General features: G+C 46.6%; 19 protein-coding genes and 5 tRNA genes. 22 read left to right on the forward strand and 2 right to left on the reverse strand.

Annotated elements, in window-relative coordinates; genetic code table 11:
- The coding region (hemN, locus tag Q0413_RS10190; RefSeq protein ID WP_298990035.1) for an oxygen-independent coproporphyrinogen III oxidase at nt 1-1161 on the forward strand (1161 nt) is incomplete at its 5' end.
- An 11-nt stretch (nt 1162-1172) separates the two neighbouring features.
- The gene (locus tag Q0413_RS10195) at nt 1173-2477 is read left to right on the forward strand and encodes a (Fe-S)-binding protein (protein ID WP_298990038.1); all 1305 of its coding nucleotides are present in this window, start codon (nt 1173-1175) and stop codon (nt 2475-2477) included.
- Nucleotides 2478-3101: 624 nt separating this feature from the next.
- Here Q0413_RS10195 and Q0413_RS10200 read toward each other — a convergent pair.
- Nucleotides 3102-3314: a hypothetical protein gene (locus Q0413_RS10200; RefSeq protein WP_297882846.1), complete on the reverse strand. Its 213-nt coding sequence runs from the start codon at nt 3312-3314 to the stop codon at nt 3102-3104.
- A 126-nt stretch (nt 3315-3440) separates the two neighbouring features.
- Between Q0413_RS10200 and Q0413_RS10205 the strand changes: the two genes are divergently transcribed.
- The 20 genes from Q0413_RS10205 (at nt 3441) to tpx (ending at nt 21812) form a co-directional block, all read left to right on the forward strand.
- Nucleotides 3441-3516, forward strand: a tRNA-Thr gene (locus Q0413_RS10205).
- Between the two features lie 36 nt (nt 3517-3552).
- Nucleotides 3553-3637: transfer RNA gene (locus Q0413_RS10210), tRNA-Tyr, on the forward strand.
- A gap of 12 nt (nt 3638-3649) precedes the next feature.
- Nucleotides 3650-3726, forward strand: a tRNA-Gly gene (locus Q0413_RS10215).
- A 113-nt stretch (nt 3727-3839) separates the two neighbouring features.
- Nucleotides 3840-3914 (forward strand) — tRNA-Thr (locus tag Q0413_RS10220).
- 56 nt (nt 3915-3970) lie between these two features.
- The gene (gene tuf / locus Q0413_RS10225) at nt 3971-5170 is read left to right on the forward strand and encodes an elongation factor Tu (protein ID WP_040304280.1); all 1200 of its coding nucleotides are present in this window, start codon (nt 3971-3973) and stop codon (nt 5168-5170) included.
- Between the two features lie 55 nt (nt 5171-5225).
- Complete coding sequence (rpmG, locus tag Q0413_RS10230; protein ID WP_005872634.1) at nt 5226-5399, forward strand: 50S ribosomal protein L33; 174 nt, start codon at nt 5226-5228, stop codon at nt 5397-5399.
- A gap of 7 nt (nt 5400-5406) precedes the next feature.
- Nucleotides 5407-5482 (forward strand) — tRNA-Trp (locus tag Q0413_RS10235).
- Between the two features lie 12 nt (nt 5483-5494).
- Nucleotides 5495-5668 carry a preprotein translocase subunit SecE gene (secE, locus tag Q0413_RS10240; protein WP_005872632.1) on the forward strand — a complete coding sequence of 58 codons (174 nt, stop codon included), beginning with the start codon at nt 5495-5497 and terminating at the stop codon, nt 5666-5668.
- Nucleotides 5669-5681: 13 nt separating this feature from the next.
- Nucleotides 5682-6212, forward strand: coding sequence for a transcription termination/antitermination protein NusG (gene nusG / locus Q0413_RS10245; RefSeq protein WP_298041814.1), 531 nt, complete (start codon nt 5682-5684; stop codon nt 6210-6212).
- Nucleotides 6213-6232: 20 nt separating this feature from the next.
- Nucleotides 6233-6658: a 50S ribosomal protein L11 gene (rplK, locus tag Q0413_RS10250; protein WP_005872629.1), complete on the forward strand. Its 426-nt coding sequence runs from the start codon at nt 6233-6235 to the stop codon at nt 6656-6658.
- A 56-nt stretch (nt 6659-6714) separates the two neighbouring features.
- Entirely contained in the window at nt 6715-7416 is a 702-nt protein-coding gene (gene rplA, locus Q0413_RS10255) for a 50S ribosomal protein L1 (protein WP_291939398.1), read from the forward strand.
- A 113-nt stretch (nt 7417-7529) separates the two neighbouring features.
- A complete protein-coding gene (rplJ, locus tag Q0413_RS10260) occupies nt 7530-8009 on the forward strand; it encodes a 50S ribosomal protein L10 (protein WP_295152864.1) in 480 nt (159 codons plus the stop codon).
- 20 nt (nt 8010-8029) lie between these two features.
- Complete coding sequence (gene rplL / locus Q0413_RS10265) at nt 8030-8413, forward strand: 50S ribosomal protein L7/L12 (protein WP_291939393.1); 384 nt, start codon at nt 8030-8032, stop codon at nt 8411-8413.
- Nucleotides 8414-8503: 90 nt separating this feature from the next.
- Complete coding sequence (rpoB, locus tag Q0413_RS10270) at nt 8504-12640, forward strand: DNA-directed RNA polymerase subunit beta (RefSeq protein ID WP_298990042.1); 4137 nt, start codon at nt 8504-8506, stop codon at nt 12638-12640.
- Nucleotides 12637-17151, forward strand: a complete 4515-nt coding sequence (gene rpoC, locus Q0413_RS10275; protein ID WP_298990046.1) for a DNA-directed RNA polymerase subunit beta' — start codon at nt 12637-12639, stop codon at nt 17149-17151. Before rpoB ends, rpoC begins: the two co-directional genes overlap by 4 nt.
- Before the next feature lie 36 nt (nt 17152-17187).
- On the forward strand, nt 17188-17577 hold the full coding sequence (locus Q0413_RS10280) for a DoxX family protein (RefSeq protein WP_005872615.1): 390 nt from the start codon (nt 17188-17190) through the stop codon (nt 17575-17577).
- An 83-nt stretch (nt 17578-17660) separates the two neighbouring features.
- The gene (gene rpsL / locus Q0413_RS10285; protein ID WP_291939381.1) at nt 17661-18035 is read left to right on the forward strand and encodes a 30S ribosomal protein S12; all 375 of its coding nucleotides are present in this window, start codon (nt 17661-17663) and stop codon (nt 18033-18035) included.
- A gap of 69 nt (nt 18036-18104) precedes the next feature.
- On the forward strand, nt 18105-18575 hold the full coding sequence (gene rpsG, locus Q0413_RS10290) for a 30S ribosomal protein S7 (protein WP_005872611.1): 471 nt from the start codon (nt 18105-18107) through the stop codon (nt 18573-18575).
- A 9-nt stretch (nt 18576-18584) separates the two neighbouring features.
- Complete coding sequence (gene fusA, locus Q0413_RS10295) at nt 18585-20660, forward strand: elongation factor G (protein ID WP_005872609.1); 2076 nt, start codon at nt 18585-18587, stop codon at nt 20658-20660.
- 621 nt (nt 20661-21281) lie between these two features.
- A complete protein-coding gene (gene tpx, locus Q0413_RS10300) occupies nt 21282-21812 on the forward strand; it encodes a thiol peroxidase (protein ID WP_298990050.1) in 531 nt (176 codons plus the stop codon).
- A gap of 564 nt (nt 21813-22376) precedes the next feature.
- Here tpx and Q0413_RS10305 read toward each other — a convergent pair.
- Nucleotides 22377-23001, reverse strand: a 625-nt coding sequence (locus Q0413_RS10305) for a DUF4272 domain-containing protein (protein ID WP_298990053.1), incomplete at its 5' end; no start/stop codon positions are given.

Consider the following 23001-nt stretch of genomic DNA (forward strand, 5'->3'; position numbering starts at 1 on the left):
AACGTAATCTACACCGGCAAGCGCGACAAGATGGATCGGTATTTGGACTATATCGAGCGTGAAATGCAAATTTTAAGCGGCGTCGTGGACGGCTCGCGGCAAGTCGTGCAGATGCACTTCGGCGGCGGTACGCCTACGTATTTTAGCGCCGAACAGCTCGCGCGCCACATAAAAAATATCAAAAAATATTTTAAAAATTTCAGCCCCGAAGCCGAGATCAGCTGCGAGATCGATCCGCGGTTTTTAAACGCCGAGCAGCTTGACGTGCTTGTTTCAAACGGCTTTAACCGCATCAGCTACGGCGTGCAGGACTTCGACGAGCGCGTGCAAAAGGAAATCCACCGCATCCAGCCTTTCGAACTTACGAGGGACGTCATAGCCATGGCGCGCGAGAGGGGGATAAAATCGATAAATATGGATCTGATCTACGGCCTTCCGTATCAGAGCCTAGCTAGCTTTAAGCGCACGCTGGAGCTTGCGCTTTCGCTTGATCCGGACCGCTTCGCGATCTTTAACTACGCGCACGTGCCGTGGATCAAAAAATCTATGCGTAAATTTGACGAAACGACCCTGCCGGAGCCTAAAGTGAAGCTTGAAATTTTAAAATTTACGCACGATTTTTTGAGCGCGAACGGATATGAGATGATCGGTATGGATCACTACTCAAAGCCTGCGGACGAGCTTCATGCCGCGCTTAAAAACGGCTCGTTGCACCGTAATTTTCAGGGCTACACGACCAAGGGCGGCGCCGATCTGATCGGCATCGGGCTAACTAGCATCGGCGAAGGCGTGCGACACTACGCGCAAAATTTCAAAGATATGGACGCGTATGAAGCCGCGATCGATACGGGCAGGCTGCCGTATTGCAGGGGCATTTTGCTAAATGAAGAGGATCTGCTGCGCAAAGAGGTGATTATGGGGCTGATGAGTAATTTCTGCGTCGATATAGAGGCGATCGAGGAGAAATTTAAGATAAAATTTTTCGAGCATTTCGGCGCGAGCCTAAAGCAGCTTGAGGCGCTAAAGGATTTCGTGCAAGTCTCGCCGAATAGAATTTCCGTAACGCCCACCGGCACGCTTTTGATCCGTAATATCGCGATGTGCTTTGATGAGTATATGGGTAAAAATTTGGGCGAGAAGCGCTTTTCTAAAACCGTTTAAGCGGCGCGGCTATGAGTAAGGCAAAGCTTGGAGCGTTCGATTTTGCGGCACTTAGCGAGCGCTGCGTAAAATGTGGTAAATGTATCCAAGTCTGCACGGTTCATGGCATTAACGGCGATGAAGTAACGAGCCCGCGCGGATTTGTGGATCTTTTGGGCGCTTACGGCAGGAATGAACTAAAGCTTGATAAAAACGCTAAGAAAATTTTTGAGAGCTGCTTTTTATGCACCAACTGCGTAGATATTTGCGGTGAGTCTTTGCCCATAGATACGGCAATCGAGAATGTTCGCGCGCGCATTGCGGAAAAATTTGGCATCGCGTGGTACAAAAAAGCTGCGTTTTGGCTGCTCGGGCACCGCAAAGCGCTGGATCTAGCAGCAGCGCTTGGATACGTGTTTCTTAGCTGTGGCTTTAAGATGCGAAAAGATACGCAAAGCTCTATGTCGCCTAGATTTGGCTTACCACTACTTAAAAAAGAGCGCTTGTTGCCTGCTCCTGCGAAAAAGAGCTTTATGAACTCTCATGCAGAATTTATCGACAACGGCGGCGAAAAAACTATCGGAATTTTTATAGGCTGCATGGCAAACTACGCTTACACGGGCGTAGGCGAGGCGGTTTTACATATCGCGCGAGCGCTAAAGCTAAACGTAAATTTGATGAAGGAACAAGCCTGTTGCGGCGCTCCTGCGTATTTTACGGGAGATTTTGCAGCGGTTGAACGCGTGGCAAAATTTAATATAGCATATTTCGAAAAAGCTCTGCCTGCTCTTGATGCGATTATCGTGCCCGAGGCTACGTGCTCTGCGATGCTACGGGTGGATTACGCGCATTTTTTTGAAAACGAGCCGCAATGGAAAGCCCGTGCGCAAAAGCTTGCGAGTAAAATTTTTATGGCGAGCGAATACTTTTATAAATTTACAAACTTAAGTGATCTTTTGATGCGCCGCGGCAAAAGGGCTTTAGCGATTACTTATCACGATCCGTGCCATGCCCGCAAAATGCAGGGTATTTGGAAAGAACCGCGCGGCTTGCTCGCTCAAAACTACGAAATAACCGAGATGGATGAGCCTAATAAATGCTGCGGATTTGGCGGTGTGACGATGCAGACCGAGCGCTACGAGCTCGCGCGTGAAGCAGGATTAGCTAAAGCGCGCGCAATGGCAGATCTGCCTGTGTGCGTAGTTTCTGCCGAGTGCAGTGCGTGCAGGATGCAGCTAAATAATTCGCTTTCTTTAAGTGGCTCGCAGATGAGGTGCGTAAATCCGCTGGAACTCATCGCTGAAGCGCTTGTGGGCGAGGAAAATTCCAATGGATAAATTTTGCGTTTTAGAAGCTCCTGCATTTCGCCGTCTTTTTACTCAATTCAAATCCTGGGACAAAATTCCGTGCTTTTTAAATTTTGGTTTTTAAAAATTATGATGAAATTTTATCATTAGCTTGCAGAGGTTGTGGTCTACACTTTTAAGCTTTCGGATATATCAGCCTGAAGTGGCGTGCGGTGTGAACCCATGGGCTTTGCTGCTGCGGTGGGGTTGATTAATATGATTTTAAATACTAAAATTTTGTGGTTTAGAATTTTGTTGAGCGATTTTGCGCAAAATTTTAAGAAGTTGAATTGTAAGATGGATTTTGGCAGAATTTTAATTTTATGTGGCATTATTTGAAATTCTATGGAATTTGTGCTGTGAGCAAATAGCTAGAATTTTAATTTATTGATTTGCGTGGATTTGCTTAGCGTTGCAGGATTAAAGCACGAATTTTAAATTTCGTAAAATTTAAGAATTAGTTACGTATGAGTTTCTTGCATTTCGCGGTTTTGGCGTTGGGGCAAAATTTCTTTCAAAAATGCCAAAGTGCACTATAAAATATATTCATAATTTTCAGCACGAGATATTTGGCAAAAAGGCTAAGCTAGCGAGATCGGGGCTTTAAATTTAATTTTATTCTTGCTCTTTTGCGTCATCTTCAGAGTCCAGCTTTGCTTCTTCGATCAAAAGCCTGTTGGCTTCGGTAGCCTTTTTTATCTCGCTTAAGTTTTCTTCTATCTTATTTAGGCGCTTTTCAAGGGTATTTAGACGTTTTTCGGAGCGTGAGATAAAATAATAAATCAAATAAATCATAAAAACTATTATGATCCAAGGTACGATTTTCATATAAAATTCCTTAAAATTTAAAATTGCGCGCATTATAGCAGAAATTTTATGAAATTTTAAAATAGGCTGTTTTAGCCTTGACAATTGGGGATTTTTCGGTTATAATTGCCACTTCAATTTCAAAATGCTGGTGTAGCTCAGCTGGTAGAGCTACTGCCTTGTAAGCAGTGGGTCGGCGGTTCGATCCCGTCCACCAGCTCCATTTTTTGTAACAGTGTTTGACCAGATTTCATCAAAGGGTGAGATACTCAAGTGGCCAACGAGGGCAGACTGTAAATCTGCTGGCTTTGCCTTCCGTGGTTCGAATCCACGTCTCACCACCATGAATTTTTGATGCGGGATTAGCTCAGTTGGCTAGAGCATCAGCCTTCCAAGCTGAGGGTCGCGGGTTCGAGCCCCGTTTCCCGCTCCACCATTTGGGTTTACTGGGAGCTGTAAAACTTAACTGCTTTTATATGCTTACATAATCTAAATTTTGGTCGCATTGTTGGGTATTGGTAGCGATTTCTCTTTGCCTGAGTTTAGGCTCATATGGCTCAGAGGTAGAGCACTTCCTTGGTAAGGAAGAGGTCGCGGGTTCAAGTCCCGCTATGAGCTCCATAAAATAGAGTCGCTTAGTTTGTTGTGTAATCCACAAATCAATAACGGAGGATATGATGGCTAAAGAAAAATTTAATCGTAACAAGCCACACGTAAACATTGGTACCATCGGTCACGTTGACCATGGTAAGACTACTTTGACAGCTGCTATTTCTGCTGTTCTTTCTAGGAAGGGTCTAGCTGAGCTAAAGGACTACGACAATATCGATAACGCTCCAGAGGAAAAAGAGCGCGGTATTACTATCGCTACGTCTCACATAGAATATGAGACCGAGAAACGTCACTATGCTCACGTTGACTGCCCTGGTCACGCCGACTACGTAAAAAATATGATTACCGGTGCGGCTCAGATGGACGGCGCTATTTTAGTTGTTTCTGCTGCGGATGGCCCTATGCCTCAAACTCGCGAGCACATCTTGCTTTCTCGCCAGGTAGGCGTTCCTTATATCGTAGTTTTTCTAAACAAAACCGATATGGTCGATGATCCGGATCTTTTAGAGCTAGTTGAAGAGGAAGTTAGAGATCTTTTAAAAGAGTATAAATTCCCTGGTGACGAGACCCCAATCATTAAGGGCTCTGCTCTTAAGGCTCTTGAGGAAGCAAAAGCTGGACAAGATGGCGAATGGTCTGCAAAGATTATGGAGCTTATGGATGCTGTTGATAGCTATATTCCAACTCCTGTTCGCGATACCGATAAAGATTTCCTTCTTCCGATCGAAGATATTTTCTCGATTTCCGGTCGCGGTACCGTTGTAACCGGTAGAATCGAAAAAGGTATCGTTAAAGTTGGCGATACTATCGAGATCGTAGGTATTAAACCTACTCAAACTACTACCGTTACCGGCGTTGAGATGTTTAGAAAAGAGATGGACCAAGGTGAAGCCGGCGATAACGTAGGTGTTTTATTGCGCGGTACTAAGAAAGAGGAAGTAGAGCGCGGTATGGTTTTATGCAAACCAAAATCTATCACTCCTCATACTAAATTTGAGGGCGAGGTTTATATCCTAACTAAAGAAGAGGGCGGACGCCATACTCCATTCTTTAATAATTATAGACCGCAGTTTTACGTTCGTACGACAGATGTTACCGGTTCGATTACCCTTCCTGAAGGAACCGAGATGGTAATGCCTGGCGATAACGTTAAAATCACCGTTGAGCTAATTGCTCCGATCGCTCTTGAGCAAGGTACTCGCTTCGCTATTCGCGAAGGCGGTCATACCGTAGGTTCAGGCGTCGTTTCGAAAATCATCGCTTAATTTTTTGCAAGCGGAATTTTAAAATTCCGCTTGCTTTTTTATTCAAGGAAACCAAATGGCAAAGAATTCAAGTAGAGTAAAGGTCGGATTAAAATGCTCCGAAAGTGGCGATATTAACTATACTACTTATAAAAATAGCAAAACTACGACCGAAAAACTAGAACTTAAAAAATATTGCCCTAGATTAAAAAAGCATACGCTTCATAAAGAAGTAAAGTTAAAAGGCTAATTGTTATAGGGCAATAGCTCCAACGGTAGAGCGCCGGATTCCAAATCCGATGGTTGGGGGTTCGAATCCCTCTTGCCCTGCCACGAGGATTGGGTATGGAAAAAGTAAAAGAGTATTATAAACAAGCAAAAGTAGAGTTAGATAAGGTAATTTTCCCGACTAAAGATCAGACTAAAACAGCATATATCTCTGTGGTCGTCGTAGTCGTAGTTATCGCACTGTTTTTAGCGCTAGTGGATCTAATTATGTCCGCTTTAATAACGGCTTAAGCAAGGATACAATATGGCAAATAAATGGTATGCGATACAAACTTACGCCGGCAGCGAGATGGCGGTAAAGCGCGCAATAGAAGCGCTAAAGCAAGACGAAGCGCTTGAGACTAAGATCGGCGAAGTGCTAGTGCCTACCGAAGATGTTATAGAGGTCAAAAATACAAAGCAAACCATCAAAGAGCGTAGCTTATATCCAGGATATTGCTTTGCAAATTTAGATTTGGATACCACTTTATGGCATAGAATTCAGATGCTGCCTAAGGTAAGTCGCTTTATCGGCGAGGCGAAAAAACCCTCTCCGCTACCGGAAAAAGATATCGAAATAATTCTAGAAAAGATTAATAATCGCGAGGCTCCTAAGCCCAAGATTAATTTTGATGAGGGCGAGACGGTTAGGATCGTCGATGGGCCTTTTGCTAATTTCAACGGCATCGTAGAAGAGTATGATATGATCCATGGCAAGCTTCGCCTCAATGTTTCGATCTTCGGACGAAGCACGCCGATTGAAATTTCATATTCGCAAGTTGAAAAGATTATTTAAATTTTATAAGGAGTAAATTTATGGCTAAGAAAGTTGTTGGCGAAATCAAGCTGCAAATAGCGGCCGCAAAAGCAAATCCAAGCCCACCGGTAGGTCCTGCACTAGGTCAAAAGGGCGTTAATATTATGGAATTTTGCAAAGCGTTTAACGAGCGAACCAAAGATATGGCGGGCTTTAATATTCCGGTCATTATCACGGTTTATGCCGATAAAAGCTTTACTTTCATCACTAAACAACCGCCTGCGACGGATTTGATCAAAAAAGCGGCGAAGATAGATAAGGGTTCGGACAATCCTCTTAAAAAGAAGGTAGCATCCTTAACTAAGGCTCAAGTTTTAGAGATCGTCGAGAAAAAGATCGCCGATCTGAATACCAAAGATAGAGAGCAGGCTGCTAGGATTATAGCGGGTTCGGCTCGTTCTATGGGTATTACGGTCACTGACTAGACCTTTTGACCGCTAAGGTTTAAAAAAGCGGTAGCACTTTAATTGCGGAGAAATATATGCCAAAAAATTCAAAAAGATTCAACGAACTTTTAAAAAAAGTTGACGTAAATAAAATTTATAGTGTAGACGAAGCGGTAAGCACAGTAAAAACTCTAGCTTCTGCTAAATTTGACGAGACGGTGGAGATCGCTCTTAAACTAAACGTAGATCCAAGACATGCCGATCAGATGGTGCGCGGCTCGGTCGTTTTGCCTGCTGGTACTGGCAAGAGTGTTCGAGTAGCCGTGATCGCAAAAGACGCAAAGGCTAGCGAGGCTAGCGAAGCCGGTGCCGATATCGTGGGTGCCGATGATCTGATCGAAGAGATTCAAAAAGGAAATATAAATTTCGACGTTCTTATTGCCACTCCAAATTTAATGGGACTAGTCGGTAAGGTAGGTCGTATTCTTGGTCCAAAAGGCGTTATGCCGAACCCTAAAACCGGTACCGTTACTATGGATGTCGCTCAGGCCGTTAAAAATGCTAAGGGTGGACAGGTAAATTTCCGCGTCGATAAGCAGGGAAATATCCACGCAGGCCTTGGCAAGGCGAGCTTTAGCAAAGAGCAGCTTTTAGACAATCTTACGACGTTTATCAAAACCATAAATAAGCATAAGCCAGCGACTGCGAAGGGTAGATACGTAACTCATGCATCGCTTTCACTTACTATGAGTCCTGCGGTTACGCTGGATAATCAAGAAATAATCGATTTAAAATAAAATTTTAAATTTTTATCTTAGATTGGAGATAGCTCAAGGTTTTTAACTTAATTGATCGAAATTTTAAAATTTCGATCGCTTGGCTTGAAATCACCGATCGGAAAGGAGACCTAATGACGAGAGACGAAAAATCAAAGATAGTAGCGGAGCTTGGCGAGGCTTTCAAAGCTAGCGAAGCTATAGTAATTTCCGATTTTAAAGGCCTTAGCGTTAAGCAGCTTGAAGATCTTAGAAATAGCGCGCGCGAAGCGGGCGTAAAAGTTCGAGTTATCAAAAATACCCTAGCTAATATCGCTTTAAAAAATGCCGAAAAAAACGGACTTAGCTTTAAAGATACCAATATCTTCTTATGGGGCGAGCAGCTTTCTGTATGTAAAGTAGCGGCTAAATTTGAAGAGAAAAATGAAATTTTTAAGCTTAAGACTGCTCATATCGATGGGGAAGTAGCCGGCGTAGATAAGGTTAGAGCGCTTTCGAAGATGCCTTCGAGAGACGAGCTTATCGCGATGTTACTTCAAGTATGGAATGCGCCGATTCAAAATTTTACGATCGGCCTCAATGCGCTTAAGCAGAAAAAAGAAGCTAGCGCTTAATTAAAATTTAGGAGAATAAAATGGCAATTTCAACAGATGAAGAGGTTTTGGAGTATATCTCTAATCGTTCGGTGCTAGAGCTTAGCGAACTAGTTAAAAAATTTGAGGAAAAATTCGGCGTAAGCGCAGCTCCGGTTATGGTAGCAGGCGGCGCAGGTGCTGGCGGCGCAGGTGCGGCAGCGGCTGAAGAGAAAACGGAATTCGACGTCGTATTGCTTGATGCGGGTGACAAGAAAATCAACGTAATTAAGGTTGTTCGCGCCCTAACAGGTCTTGGTTTAAAAGAAGCCAAAGACGCTACCGAGGCTACTCCGTCCGTTCTTAAAGAGGGACTTAACAAAGAAGACGCCGAGAAGGCTAAAAAAGAGCTTGAAGAAGCAGGCGCTAAAGTCGAACTCAAATAAATCGCGAAATTTTAAAATTTTGCATACAAATGTGTGCCGGTGCGTCGCATCGGCACTTCTTTCTTTAAAATACAACTACGAGGTAGTGGAATGTTAAACAGCCTATATTCAGGAAATCGTCTTAGAGTGGATTTTTCAAAGGTTCCCAAAGACATCGAAATTCCGAATTTATTACAACTACAAAAGAAAAGTTTTGATCATTTTTTAAATCTTGATAACTCGGGTGGAGAAAGCGGCATAGAGAAGGTTTTCAAAGCCATTTTTCCTATCCACGACGCACAGAATAGACTAAGTATTGAATACGTAAGCAGCGAAATTTCAAAGCCAAAGTATTCGATTAGAGAATGCATGGAAAGAGGGCTTACTTATTCGGTAAATTTAAAGATGAGGCTCCGTCTGCTCGTGCATGAGCGCGATGAAAAGACGGGCAAAAAAATCGGCGTAAAAGAGATCAAAGAGCAAGATATATTCATTCGCGACATTCCTTTAATGACCGATAGAATTTCATTTATCATTAACGGCGTCGAGCGTGTCGTCGTAAATCAGCTGCACAGAAGCCCGGGCGTAATCTTCAAAGAGGAAGAGAGTCCAACCGTTTTAAATAAACTAATCTACACCGCTCAAATAATACCGGATCGCGGCAGCTGGTTATACTTCGAATACGATGTAAAAGACGTATTATACGTGCGCATAAATAAAAGGCGCAAGGTTCCGATCACGATCCTATTTCGCGCACTCGGTTACAAAAAACAAGACATAATAAAATTATTTTATCCTATTAAGACGATCTATATCAAAAAAGGAAAATTCCTAACCGATTTCGATCCGAAAGAATACGCGGGCAGGCTTGATTACGACATTATAAATGAAAAGGGCGAAGTACTTCATCAAGCAAGTAAACGCCTAACGGTCAAAAAAGCGGAGAAATTAGCAGAGGATGGATTAAAGATAATCGAGTATCCGGCTGAAATTTTAGCCGAGCGCTACCTAGCGGGCGCCATCGTCGACAAAAACAGCGGCGAAGTGCTTTTTGATTCGCTAACTGCGCTAGATGAGGGCAAGCTAGCCAAGATCGCTAACACCGAGAAAAAATTTACGATCGCTAACGACCTAGCTAGCGGCGTAGATACTTCAATCATAAATTCTTTTATTCAAGATGCAGACGCGCTTAAGCTCTTGCAGCAAAGCGAGGGCATAGACGACGAGAACGATCTGGCAGCGATTAGAATTTACAAGGTTATGCGCCCGGGCGAGCCGGTGGTAAAAGAAGCGGCAAAGAGCTTCGTAAACGATCTGTTTTTCAACCCGGAGCGCTACGATCTAACTAAAGTCGGCCGTATGAAGATGAACCATAAACTAGGCATCGAGGCGCCGGAGTACGTAACCGTGCTAACCAGCGAGGATATTATCAAGACGGCGAAATATTTAATTAGAGTTAAAAACGGCGACGGCTTCATCGACGATCGCGATAATCTTGGCAATCGCCGCATCCGCTCGATCGGCGAGCTTTTGGCGAACGAGATGCACCTTGGATTTATCAAAGTTCAAAAGGCGATCAAGGATAAATTTACCGGCATCAGCGGCAACCTCGACGAGCTTATGCCGTATGATTTCGTAAACCCTAAAATCATCACCACTACGCTTATGGAATTTTTCACCGGCGGTCAGCTAAGCCAGTTTATGGATCAGACCAACCCGCTTAGCGAGGTTACGCACAAGCGCCGCTTATCCGCGCTGGGCGAGGGCGGTTTAGTTAAAGAGCGCGCCGGCTTTGAGGTGCGCGACGTCCATCCTACGCACTACGGTAGAATTTGCCCTATCGAGACGCCGGAGGGCCAAAACATCGGTCTGATCAATACCCTAGCGACCTATGCGAAGGTAAATGATCTAGGCTTCGTCGAAGCTCCGTATAAAAAGGTCGTAAACGGCAAGGTCACCGACGAGATCGTCTATCTTACCGCTACGCAGGAAGAGGGGCTCGTAATCGCTCCTGCGTCCGCTAAATTGGACGAAGAGGGCAATATCGTAGAGGAGCTTTTGGAGGTCAGAAAAGACGGCGAAAATATCATGGCTAAACGCGAGGATATTTCGCTGATAGACCTTTGCTCCGGTATGGTTGCGGGCGTAGCGGCGTCGCTGATTCCGTTTTTGGAGCACGACGATGCTAACCGCGCCTTGATGGGCTCGAACATGCAGCGCCAAGCCGTGCCGCTTCTACACTCTACTGCTCCTATCGTCGGAACGGGCATGGAGGCGATCATCGCGCGCGATTCGTGGGAAGCGATCAAGGCTAAACGCGACGGCGTCGTAGAAAAGGTCGATAATAAAAACATATTCATTTTGGGCGAAGACGAGAAGGGACCGTTTATCGATCACTACGCGATGGAGAAAAATTTACGCACCAACCAAAACACTACCTTTTCACAGCGCCCGATCGTGCGTAAAGGCGACGTGATAAAGGTGGGTCAAATCATAGCCGACGGTCCTAGCATGGACGGCGGCGAGCTTGCGATCGGCAAAAACGCTCTTATAGCTTTCATGCCGTGGCATGGCTATAATTATGAGGACGCCGTCGTCATGAGCGAAAAGATGATTCGTGCCGACGAATACACCAGCGTGCATGTTTATGAAAAGGAGATCGAGGCTAGAGAGCTTAAAGACGGCGTGGAGGAGATCACGCGCGACATCCCTAATATCAAAGAGGAGGAGCTTACCCACCTCGATGATAGTGGTATCGTAAAAATCGGTACTCACGTCAAACCTGGCATGATCCTAGTAGGCAAGGTAACTCCGAAGGGCGAGGTTAAGCCGACCCCAGAGGAGAGGCTTTTGCGCGCTATCTTTGGCGAGAAGGCGGGGCATGTGGTAAATAAATCTCTCTACGCTACCGCTTCGATGGAAGGCGTGGTGATCGACGTTAAAATTTTTACCAAAAAGGGCTACGAGAAGGATCCGCGCACGAGCAAAGCCTATGAGGATGAAAAAACAGAGCTCGAAAGGGAGCATCACGATAGGCTTTTGATGCTCGATCGCGAGGAGATGCTAAAGGTAGTGGCGCTTCTTTCAAAAAGCGCTTTGCAAAGCGATCAAAGCCTCAATAAAAAAGATTATAAAAAGGGCGATAAGGTTAAAAAAGAGGAGCTTGAAAGCTCCAACCGCTTTACGTTAAATTCTTTCGTCAAGGCTTATTCTAAAGCTGTTCAGAAGGAATACGAGGAGCTAAAAAACCACTTCCAAAACGAAAAACGCAAGCTCAAAGAGGAACACGACGAAAAGATTGAAATTTTAGAAAAAGACGATATCTTGCCAAGCGGCGTCGTTAAGCTAGTAAAGGTCTATATCGCGACTAAGCGCAAGCTAAAAGTGGGCGATAAGATGGCTGGCCGCCACGGAAATAAGGGCATCGTTTCAAATATCGTCCCTGAGGTTGATATGCCGTATCTGCCTAGCGGACAGCGCGTGGATATCGTGCTAAATCCTCTCGGCGTTCCAAGCCGTATGAATATCGGTCAGATAATGGAGAGCCACCTAGGTCTTGTGGGTTGGCGCTTAGGCGAGCAGATCGCTAAAATTTTAGAGGAGAAAACGGGTGAATGGATAAAAACCCTTCGCGCCAAAATGATTGAGATCGCAGGCGTTTCCAAACTAATGCAGGCTAAAAAAACGCTTGAGAAGATCAGCGACGAAGATCTTTTAAAATACGCTAGAGACTGGGCTAAGGGCGTTAGATTTTCCGCTCCGATATTCGAAGGCATCGTGCCGGAAGATTTCAAAAAGCTATTTGAAATGGCAGGCATCGATCAGGACGGCAAGACAGAGCTTTACGATGGTCGCACCGGCGAAAAGATCAAAGAGCGCGTAAACGTGGGCTGCATGTATTATCTCAAGCTGCACCACCTAGTCGACGAGAAGGTTCACGCAAGAAGCACCGGTCCTTACAGCCTAGTTACGCAGCAGCCGGTCGGCGGCAAGGCGCTATTCGGCGGTCAAAGATTCGGTGAGATGGAAGTTTGGGCTCTGGAGGCATACGGCGCGGCATACACGCTTCGCGAAATGCTAACGATCAAATCCGACGACGTTGATGGACGTTTGGCTGCGTATAAAGCGCTGACAAAAGGCGAAAATGTTCCGTCTACCGGAATTCCTGAGACATTTTTTGTTTTAACAAACGAGCTTAAATCGCTTGCTCTAGACGTTGAAATTTACGAGAATGGAGAGAATAAATGAGCGATAATTCAAATTTAGAAAGAATAGAAATAAAAGAGGACGCCAGAGTTCACGACTTCGACGCGTTTGCTATTAGGCTTGCTAGCCCCGAGCAGATTAAAGCATGGAGCCACGGCGAGGTCAAAAAGCCCGAGACTATTAACTACCGCACGCTCAAGCCGGAACGCGACGGACTTTTTTGCGCTAAAATTTTCGGCCCCGTAAGAGACTATGAGTGCATCTGCGGCAAATATAAGAAGATGCGCTACAAAGGCTGGAAATGCGAAAAATGTGGCGTCGAGATCACGAGCTCGAAGGTTCGCCGCACTAGAATGGGGCATATCGAGCTGGTAACGCCGGTGGCGCATATTTGGTACGTAAATTCTTTGCCTAGCCGCATAGGTACGCTTCTAAATATCAAGATGAAAGATCTTGAGCGCGTGCTTTATTATGAGGCTTACATCGTAGAAAGCGCGGGCGAGGCATTTTACGACAACGAAAATTCCAAAAAGGTCGAGAAATACGACGTTTTAAACGAAGAGCAGTATCAGAGCCTAAAAGAGCGCTTTTCGCAGACAGGCTTCGTCGCTAAAATGGGCGGTCAAGTGATCCGCGATATGCTAGCCGAGCTTGATTTAGTTGAAATTTTAAATTCTTTGAAGGAGGAGATGGCTAACACAAACTCCGAAGCGAAGAAAAAAACTATCGTCAAGCGTCTAAAGGTCGTCGAGAGCTTTTTAAATTCCGGCAATAAGCCGGAGTGGATGATGATTACGAATCTTCCCGTGCTGCCTGCCGATCTGCGCCCGCTTGTAAGCCTTGAGGGCGGCAAATTTGCAGTTTCGGACGTAAACGATCTATATCGCCGCGTCATCAATCGAAATTCTAGGCTCAAAAGGCTGATGGAGCTCGATGCACCCGAGATCATCATCCGCAACGAAAAACGAATGCTTCAAGAGGCGGTGGACGCGCTTTTTGACAATGGACGTCGCGCTAACGCCGTAAAAGGCGCTAATAAGCGACCGCTTAAATCTCTAAGCGAGATCATTAAAGGCAAGCAAGGCCGCTTCCGTCAAAATTTGCTCGGCAAGCGCGTGGATTTTTCGGGTCGCTCCGTCATCGTTGTGGGTCCAAATTTACGCATGGATCAGTGTGGTCTGCCTAAGACGATGGCGCTTGAGTTATTCAAGCCGCATCTAATCGCTCGCCTTCAAGAGAAGGGCTATGCAACGACCGTTAAGCAGGCTAAAAAGATGATCGAAAATAGGATCAATGAAGTTTGGGAGTGCTTGGAGGAGGTCGTAAAGGATCACCCGGTTATGCTAAACCGTGCGCCGACGCTTCATAAGATGTCTATTCAGGCGTTTCATCCCGTGCTCGTCGAGGGCAAGGCGATCAGACTACATCCGTTAGTCTGCGCCGCGTTTAACGCCGACTTCGACGGCGATCAGATGGCGGTGCACGTGCCGCTTAGCCAAGAGGCGATCGCAGAGTGCAAAATTTTAATGCTTAGCTCGATGAACATCTTGCTTCCTGCGAGCGGAAAACCCGTCGCGGTGCCTAGCCAGGATATGGTTTTAGGAATTTATTATCTAAGCCTCGAAAAGCCGGGCGCAAAAGGAACAAATAAAATTTTTGCAAACGTTGATGAAGTAATGCTCGCCGTGGAGGCAAACGCGCTAGATATCCATGCTAAAATCAAAACGATGATCGATCGCCGCATTATCTTTACGACCGCGGGCCGCTTGATCATCAAATCGATCCTGCCTAGCTTTATTCCGGATCATCTTTGGAATAAGATTATGAAGAAGAAGGATATCGCCGAGCTTGTCGATTACGTCTATAAAAACGGCGGCCTTGAGATAAGCGCGGAATTTTTGGATAATCTTAAAAATTTAGGCTTTGAATCCGCGACTAAAGCGGGCGTTTCGATCTCCGTTTCGGATATCATCGTGCCGAAGTCCAAAGCAGGCCTCGTCGAAGAGGCTAAAAAGCAGGTCAGAGAGGTTCAAAACCAATACGGCGCGGGCTTACTAACCGACGGCGAGCGCTATAACAAAACGATCGACATCTGGACCAGCACCAGCAAGAAGCTAGCCGATGAGATGATGAAGATGATGGAGAAGGATAAGGACGGCTTTAACTCGATCTATATGATGGCCGATAGCGGCGCGCGAGGTAGCGCGGAGCAGATCAAGCAGCTAGCGGGTATGAGAGGCCTGATGAGTAAGCCGGACGGCTCGATCATCGAGACGCCGATTACTTCAAATTTTAGAGAGGGTCTAAACGTAAATGAGTACTTCATCTCGACCCACGGCGCGCGTAAAGGTCTTGCCGATACTGCGCTTAAGACCGCAAACGCGGGCTATCTGACGCGAAAGCTGATCGACGTCGCACAAAACGTCAGAGTTACGATGCACGACTGCGGCACGCACGAGGGCATCGAGGTTACTGAGATTGTAGAGAACGGAACGCAAATAGAGAGCCTAGCCGATAGGATTATGGGTAGGGTGCTAAGCTCGGATGTGATTGATCCAGTATCGAATGAAATTTTATTCACCGAAGGCACTCTTTTGGGCGTTGGCGAAGTAAAAACCATCGTGGATTCGGGTATTAAATCCGTAAGTATCCGCACGCCGATTACGTGCAAGGCCGCAAAAGGCGTCTGCGCGAAGTGCTATGGCGTAAATTTAGGCGAGGGCAAGCTGGTAAAACCGGGTGAAGCGGTCGGTATCATCTCTGCGCAATCCATTGGTGAGCCGGGTACGCAACTTACGCTACGAACCTTCCACGCTGGCGGTACAGCATCTACCGAGCAGCAAGATCGCCAAGTAATCGCCGATAAAGAGGGCTTTATCAGATATTACAACGTAAAGACCTATGAAAACGGCGGCAAAAATATCGTGATGAACCGTAGAAACGCCGCGGTGCTTTTGGTAGAGCCAAAGATCAAAGCTCCAATTACCGGCAAGGTAAGCATCGATATAACTCACGATGATGTGAATATTACACTAAAGGGCAAGAAGGAAGAATTTAAATATACTATCCGACGCCATGATCTAGCCAAGCCTACCGAACTTGCAGGTGTAAGCGGTAAAGTTGAGGGGAAATTCTACATCGTATTTAAAGACGGCGAAACCGTTGGAGAAAATGATAGTTTAGTAGAGGTTATAAAAGAAGACTGGAATATCCCTACTCGAATTCCGTTTGCAAGCGAACTTCGCGTTAAAGACGGCGAGCCGGTAACTCAAAAGATCAAAGCGGGAGCAAATGGTACGCTTAAATATTTCATCCTAAAGGGTGATTATTTGGAGAGACTAAGAGATATCAAAAAAGGTCACATCGTAAGCGAAAAGGGTATGTACGTAGTCATCTCCGATGAAAACGGCAGAGAGGCGATCCGCCACTATATACCGCGCGAATCTGTCATTACCTATGATGATAATAGCGTCGTAAAAAGCGAAGATCTTATCGCTAAGCCTAAAAAAGACGATCGATTGATTATCGCCGAGTGGGATCCGTATTCTATCCCGGTAGCTGCAGAGTGTGAGGGTAAGATCAGTTTCGAGGATATCGAGCCTGGATACACTGCTACGGAGCAATATGACGAGACTACCGGTCAGAGCCGTTTGGTCATCAACGAGTATCTGCCTCAAGGCGTTAAACCGGCCATTATCGTAACTCCTAGCAAGGGCGAGCCTATCAAATATAATCTAGGACCGAAGACCGCGATTTTTACGAACAAGGGCGATCAGGTAGCGATTGCAGATATTTTGGCTAGGACGCCTAAGGCTGCTGCGAAATCAAAAGACATTACGGGCGGTTTGCCGCGCGTATCGGAGCTATTTGAGGCGCGCCGTCCTAAAAATACCGCGATCATCGCAGACATCGACGGCACCGTCCGCTTCGATAAAGCGCTTCGTGCGAAAGAGCGCATTATAATCGAGGGCGAGGACGGAACGAGCGCCGAGTATCTAATCGATAAGAGCCGCCAGATCCAAGTGCGAAATGGCGAGTTCGTCCACGCAGGCGAGAAGCTTACCGACGGAGTTATCAGCTCGCACGACGTGCTTAGAATTTTAGGCGAAAAGGCGCTGCATTATTATCTGATAAGCGAAATTCAACAGGTTTATCGCTCTCAGGGCGTCGTTATCAGCGATAAGCATATCGAGATCATCGTATCTCAGATGCTCCGCCAGGTTCGAATCGTCGATAGCGGCGATACTCAGCTAATCGTGGGCGATCTCATTAGCCGTCGCAGATTTAGAGAAGAAAACGAGCGCATTATGAAAATTGGTGGCGAGCCTGCGATTGCAGAGTCTGTGCTACTGGGCGTAACTCGTGCAGCTGTTGGAAGCGATAGCGTCATTTCGGCAGCGTCCTTCCAAGAGACTACGAAGGTTTTAACGGAGGCTAGCATCGCGGGTAAATTTGACCGATTGGAGGACTTAAAAGAAAACGTAATTTTAGGTCGCATAATTCCGGTCGGAACCGGTTTGTACAAAGACAAGGAAGTTAAACTTAAAAAATAATTTAGGGCAAAAAGCCCTAAATTTAAAGGATGAAACATGAATATGATCAACATAAATTTCGGTCTGTTGTTTATCAGGTTGGGGCTTGGAGTTTGTCTTTTAATGCACGGAATTTTTAAGCTTACTCACGGCATAGACGGCGTAAAATCGATGCTGGTAGCTAGAGGAATTCCGGATTTAGTGGCTTACGGCGCATACGTAGGCGAGGTGCTGGCGCCAGCGATGATAATCATAGGCGTATTTTGCCGCATAGGCGCTCTACTTGTGATCGCAAACGTGCTCATGATAATATATGTCCTACATACTCCGTTGAGCGCGCTTACCGGCGTGGGCGGATTTGAGCTGGAAATCGTATATCTGTATCTTTCTGCTGCGATCTGTTTAGTGATCTGCGGCGGCGGAGAGTTTGTACTGATTAGAGATTAAAATTTAGTTAAATTTACGTTTCTGTAAGTTTAAACAAAGTATAATCCAAATCTTTTTGAATAAATTTTTGTGAAAGGAAAGATGTGCCAACCATAAATCAATTGGTCAGAAAAGAGCGCAAGAAGCTTACCGAGAAATCGAAGTCTCCGGCGCTAAAGAATTGCCCTCAACGAAGAGGAGTTTGCACTAAGGTCTACACCACGACCCCTAAAAAGCCAAACTCAGCGCTTCGTAAAGTTGCCAAAGTAAGGCTTACTAGCGGATTTGAAGTCATCAGCTATATCGGCGGTGAAGGTCACAATCTACAAGAGCACTCCATCGTGCTAGTTCGAGGCGGTCGCGTAAAGGACCTACCGGGCGTTAAATACCACATTGTCCGCGGTGCGCTTGATACTGCAGGCGTTGCAAAACGAACCGTCGCAAGATCAAAATACGGTGCTAAACGACCTAAAAAATAGTTTAGCCGAAACAGACCGGCACTAGATTTTGCCGAGTTTGAGTAAAATTTTAAAATTTGAAGGAATAAAATGAGAAGAAGAAAAGCTCCCGTTAGGGAAGTTATGCCTGATCCGATTTATGACAGCAAAGTAATCACAAAATTTATTAATTCGCTTATGTTCGACGGTAAAAAGAGCGTCGCTACCGAGATCATGTACGGCGCCTTAAATTTCATCGACAATAAAGGCGGCGAGAAGAAAGGTATCGAGGTTTTCAACGATGCCATTGATAACGTTAAGCCTTTGATGGAGGTAAAATCTCGTCGTGTAGGCGGCGCAACTTATCAGGTTCCGATCGAGGTCAGGCCGGCTCGACAGCAGGCTTTGGCTATCCGCTGGATTATCTCTTTTGCGAGAAAAAGAAGCGAGCGTACGATGATAGAGCGCTTGGCTTACGAGCTTATGGACGCCGCAAATTCTAAAGGCTCTTCATTTAAGAAGAAGGAAGACACCTACAAGATGGCGGAAGCCAACAAAGCTTTCGCGCATTATCGTTGGTAGGAGGGCATCATGGCAAGAAAAACCCCTTTACATATGGTTAGAAATATCGGTATTGCCGCCCACATCGATGCTGGAAAGACGACTACAAGCGAAAGAATTCTATTTTTTACCGGCATGAGTCATAAGATTGGCGAGGTTCACGAGGGCGCTGCTACTATGGACTGGATGGAGCAGGAGCGCGAGCGCGGCATCACGATTACGTCTGCGGCAACTACCTGCTTTTGGAATAATCATCAGATAAATTTGATCGACACCCCGGGCCACGTTGACTTTACTATCGAAGTCGAGCGCTCGATGCGCGTTTTAGATGGTGCGGTAGCAGTATTTTGCTCTGTAGGTGGCGTTCAGCCTCAAAGCGAGACCGTTTGGCGTCAAGCGAATAAATACCATGTTCCGCGCATTATTTTCGTAAATAAGATGGATCGCGTCGGCGCAAATTTTTATAATGTCGAACAGCAGGTAAAAGATAGACTAAAAGCTCATCCGGTTCCTATTCAAATTCCGATCGGCGCTGAGGACGATTTTAAAGGCGTTATCGATTTAGTCACTATGAAAGCGCTCGTTTGGGATGATAGCAAGGGTCCTTCTGCTCCCGAGATCGTTGAAATTCCTGCCGAGCTACGAGAAAAAGCGCAAGAGTATCGCGACAAGATGATCGAAGCGGTAGCAGAGACCGACGAAGCTTTGATGGAGAAGTATTTTAACGGCGAAGAGCTAAGCGTAGAAGAGATTAAAAAGGGCATCAAGAAAGGTTGCTTAAGCCTAAGCTTTTTTCCTATGCTATGCGGTACCGCATTTAAAAATAAGGGCGTGCAGCCTTTGCTAGATGCGGTCGTAGATTATCTACCTGCGCCTGATGAAGTGCCTGCGATTAAGGGTCAGTATGAGGACGGCAGCGAGGTTCACGTAAGCTCTACCGACGAAGGCGAGTTCGCGGGTCTTGGATTTAAGATTATGACCGATCCGTTCGTGGGTCAGCTTACCTTCGTGCGCGTTTATCGCGGCGTTTTGGAAAGCGGCAGCTACGTCGTAAATACCGGCAAGGGTAAAAAAGAGCGCATCGGCCGCTTGTTAAGAATGCACTCAAATAAACGTGAAGAGATCAAAGAGCTATATGCGGGCGAGATCGGCGCCGTTGTGGGTTTGAAAGATACCCTTACGGGCGATACTCTAGCTAGCGAAAAAGATAAAGTAATTTTAGAGCGTATGGAATTTCCTGATCCCGTTATCAGCGTAGCGGTAGAGCCTAAAACCAAAGCCGATCAAGAAAAAATGGGTATCGCACTTCAAAAATTGGCACAAGAAGATCCGAGCTTTAGGGTTGCGACCGACGAGGAGAGCGGACAGACGATCATTTCGGGAATGGGCGAATTGCACCTTGAGATCATCGTAGATAGAATGCTTAGAGAATTTAAAGTCGAGGCCGAGGTCGGACAGCCGCAGGTTGCATATCGCGAGACTATCCGCAAAACGGTCGAGCAGGAGTACAAGTACGCCAAGCAATCGGGCGGTCGCGGTCAATACGGTCACGTATTTTTGCGCCTAGAGCCTTTGGAGCCTGGCACCGGATATGAGTTCGTAAACGATATCAAAGGCGGCGCGATTCCGAAAGAATACATCCCTGCGGTCGACAAGGGCTGCCAAGAGGCGATGCAAAACGGCGTTTTGGCGGGCTATCCGGTCGAGGACGTGCGCGTAACTGTCTATGACGGAAGCTACCACGAAGTCGATAGCTCCGAAATGGCATTCAAACTCGCCGCTTCTATGGGCTTTAAAGAGGGCGCTAGAAAAGCGGGCGCCGTAATCTTAGAGCCTATGATGAAGGTCGAGGTAGAAACCCCTGAGGAGTATATGGGCGACGTCATCGGCGATCTAAACAAGCGCCGCGGACAGGTTAATAATATGAGCGAGCGCGGCGGAAACAAGATCATCGACGCGTTTTGCCCGCTTTCGGAGATGTTCGGTTACTCGACCGATCTGCGCTCTCAGACGCAGGGTCGCGCGACCTATTCGATGGAATTTGATCACTACGACGAGGTTCCTAAAAACGTCGGCGAAGAGATCATCAAAAAGCGCAACGGCTAAGCTTAACGAGCGCTAGGGTACGGCGATAGCTTTATCGCCAACCCCCGGCGCTTCTTTAAATTTTAAAATGGCGTTTGAATTTAACCTACTTCATGAGCCAAAATTTTAGCTCATACTCTAGCTTCAAATAAAATTTCAACCCATAAGTTTAACTCCTGCCGGTCGCAAATTTAGATCAAAAAATTTTAATTAAATTTAAAAATTCAAAACATAACTTAAAACGCGCTCATGATGCCGCACCTGTCGTTTTACTAGTGATTTCTTTCTTTCGCAGGTAAAGTGCACATACAGCGCTATCGCTTTGATTTTTATTCACGGACAAAATCGCCGCAAACGGGGCTAAATTTTACCTTCGGCACAGCCTTAAGGCGGAGCGCAACTATCATAGACTTATATCAGATCGCGACCATCAGTGCTTTATGCGAGTAGCGGTATTCTCGGGGGCTTTAATTGTACTGCTTCGCGCCATAAAATTTCATCTTAGCGCAGCAATCTACAATCTACGCGCCACTCATATCGGCCGAGCCAATGCCCGAGCTTGCCTGTTTTCGGATTTAGCAGGCGTTTGCTTTCGCGGGCTATAATGCGCCCATTTCAGATATTTTAAAACAAAGGAAAATCATGCAACGAACCAAATTACAAGGCGTAAGCGTTAGCCTTTCGGGCAGCGAGCTTAAGCTGGGAGATAAGGCGCCCGAGCTCAGCCTAGTAGCGGCCGATCTTAGCGAGGTCAAAGTCGGCGGCGGCACGGGCAAGGCGCAGGTCATCATCGCCGTGCCGTCCCTGGATACGGACGTGTGCGCGACCGAGACGCGCAAATTTAACGAGCGCGCCGCGAGCATAAAAAATACCGAGGTTTTCGTGATCTCGATGGATCTGCCGTTTGCCGCGGGCAGATTTTGCTCGACCGAGGGGATCAAAAATTTACGCGCCCTAAGCGACTTTCGCGATAAGGAGTTTGCGCGTGCATACGGCGTGCTGATCGCGGACGGCGCGCTTGCGGGGCTAACGTGTCGCGCGGTTTTCGTCGTGGACACCGCAGGCAAGATCGCCTACAAGCAGATCACCGACGACATCGCAGATGAGCCAGATTACGACGCGGCGCTGAATGCGGCGGCGTTTGCGAGCGGAAGCGCTGCGACGCAGGGCTGATGCAATTTCTAGGTCTGCGGTGCAGACGTTGCCCGCTTAAATTTAGCGGGCTTGAAATACGCGGACGGGCGCCTTGCTCGCCCGCAACTTTAAATTCTAAAATTCCACGGCGCCCTTAAATTTAGCAGGCCATGTTTTAAATTTCGGCGAATCGCGTTTGCGATATTTCTTGTGCAGTTCACAATAGAATTTTAAAATTCTATCCCCAATCAATTTATAAATTTATCTCATATTCGGCGTACTTTTTATCTACTCACGCATATTATGATTTGAAAAAACAGCGCGCGATCGGGGTTAAATTTTAGCGCAAAAATACAGGCGGCAGTGTCGCGAAGCTAGACGAGGCGCGGATGAAATTTGCGATGGGAGCATATATGCAATACGTGACCGAGCAAATTTTAGATGCAACGACGTATAGTAAAGCGAGACAACGCGCGCAAAGATAAGGCGCGCTATTTTTCTTTAGACGAGGCGGAAATGAGCCGAATGAAGGAGCGTATATTATAATACGTGACTGAAATTCGGCGAAATTTCCAACGACGCATAAAGGAAAAAGACACGCCGCTAGGTATTCAAGTCCGGATAATCCCACGCATTATATTCATCCGTCAGATTATCGTTCTCCGCCCCCTTGCAGCACAACCACTCTAGCCCGCCGCGCCTCTCCATCACGACCTCTTCGTCGAGCCCCACGCAGTCTGAGCCGTGCACGCGGGCATTGACGCACGCCCAGTGGTAGCGGTAGATGAGATCGAGTGCTTGTAAAATTTCATCCGTGTCGCGCAGCTTCACGCGCGCAGAAAAATCGCCGCCGCTAAAGGTATCCATCACAAATCCGCAGTCGCAGATACCCTTTGGAAAGCTAAGCTCCTCCACGAGCCCCATGGCCCACATCAGCGCCCACAGCGACTCGTATTTCCAGCCCATATTTATGGCCTCGTCGCGGCTCGCCTCGCCTTGCGTGACGCGGCGCTCCATGCGTGTGAGCTTGTCTATGCAGCCGTAGCGGTTATCTAGAAAGCCCTGCACGCCCTGCTTATCCTCATCCGCGAGCTTGCCCTCATCTCTGATCGAGCAGGCGCACATTATCGCCGCATACGAGCAGATCGCACGAGCGATGACTTCGTCCTTTTCGCGCGGGGTGACCTCGTCCGTCTCGTACCGTAGCGGCAGATGATCTATATACGGC

The organism is uncultured Campylobacter sp., from assembly GCF_938045465.1.
Classification (GTDB): Bacteria; Campylobacterota; Campylobacteria; order Campylobacterales; family Campylobacteraceae; genus Campylobacter_B.